Source organism: Alcanivorax profundi (assembly GCF_003597125.1).
In the GTDB taxonomy this organism is placed as follows: Bacteria; Pseudomonadota; Gammaproteobacteria; order Pseudomonadales; family Alcanivoracaceae; genus Alcanivorax; species Alcanivorax profundi.
Map to the genome: position 1 here is coordinate 1 of NZ_QYYA01000188.1, position 375 is coordinate 375.

Sequence of the window (375 nt, forward strand, 5' to 3'; positions counted from 1 at the left end):
AAAACTTTCCATTCTGAATGCGGAGCAGGCATAAAAAAATCCCTAATGCCTTTCGGCAAAAGGGATCTTTATATTAATTTGCTTTACAGTGCGAAAAATATCGTACTTCATACAAATTGATTGAGCTAGGATTATTCAGCTGCTGGAGCCGCTTCCTCAGCTGCAGCCTCAGCAGGTGCCTCAACTGGAGCCTCCTCAGCAGCAGGAGCTGCAACAGGAGCGTTCTCAGCAACAACGTTAACTGGAACCTTAACCTCAACCTCCTTGTGGTAGTGTACAGTAGCCTCGTACTCACCAACCTTCTTAGCATCCTTCATAGTGATGATCTTGCGATCAACCTCGATGCCCTTCTTAGCGAGTTCCTCAGCAACAGTT

Annotated in this window: 1 protein-coding gene; it reads right to left on the reverse strand. The window is 46.1% G+C overall.

The annotated features are described in order from the left end of the window. Positions 1-131: 131 nt before the first annotated feature. Positions 132-375, reverse strand: a 244-nt coding sequence (locus D4A39_RS19425) for a 50S ribosomal L9 C-terminal domain-containing protein (protein WP_497707275.1), incomplete at its 5' end; no start/stop codon positions are given.